The organism is Draconibacterium sediminis (genome assembly GCF_000949475.1).
GTDB classification, from domain to species: Bacteria; Bacteroidota; Bacteroidia; order Bacteroidales; family Prolixibacteraceae; genus Draconibacterium; species Draconibacterium sediminis.
On record NZ_JRHC01000017.1, the window covers coordinates 1 to 1,008 of the forward strand.

Sequence of the window (1,008 nt, forward strand, 5' to 3'; positions counted from 1 at the left end):
TACTTTGGCTTACCTTACCGCTAACGGCTTAACAATTACCGATGCATGTGGTACGGATAATCTTGTTGTTACCAGCTCTGATGCTGAACCAACCGGCGAATGCCCCTGGACAATCATCAGAACTTATACTGTTACCGATGCTTGCGGAAACGAAACTACTGCTCAGCAAACCATTACTGTTGATGATACTCAGGCTCCTGCAATTACAGGAACCCTCACTGCAATCAACGACGAAGGATGTAGCCCTGCTGATGCAACTCCTGCTACAAATACTTTGGCTTACCTTACCGCTAACGGCTTAACAATTACCGATGCATGTGGTACGGATAATCTTGTTGTTACCAGCTCTGATGCTGAACCAACCGGCGAATGCCCCTGGACAATCATCAGAACTTATACTGTTACCGATGCTTGCGGAAACGAAACTACTGCTCAGCAAACCATTACTGTTGATGATACTCAGGCTCCAATTATTGACAACACTAACCTAACCAACATTAACGTAGAATGCGGAATCGATCCGGCAAACAAATTGAGTGATTGGTTAGCAAACCACGCAGGAGCGACTGCAACTGATAATTGTGGAGATGTAACCTGGAGCCACAACTATGGCGAAAATGAAAATGTACAATGCGATGGTGGAGCAATAACCGTTACTTTCACCGCGACAGATGCCTGTGGAAACATCAGTACCACTTCTGCAAGCTATTCTATCCAGGATAACACCGCTCCAACTTTCAACGAAACATTACCAACAGCTGAAATTACTGCTGAGTGTGATGGCGTTGTGGAAGCTGTAATGTTGACTGCTTCTGACAATTGTGATACCGAGGTTCCAGTTGTATTTACCGAAACAAGAACTGACGGTGACTGTGCAAACAGCTATACATTAACTCGTACATGGACTGCTACTGACGACTGTGGTAATGAAACTTCATTTACACAGACAGTAACTGTTTCGGACAACACCGCTCCAACTTTCAACGAAACATTACCAACAGCTGAAAT

The 1,008-nt window shown here is 44.5% G+C and carries 1 protein-coding gene; it reads left to right on the forward strand.

Annotated elements, in window-relative coordinates:
- Window positions 1-1,008: HYR-like domain-containing protein (locus LH29_RS24895; protein WP_045033897.1), on the forward strand; the 1,008-nt coding region annotated here is incomplete at both ends.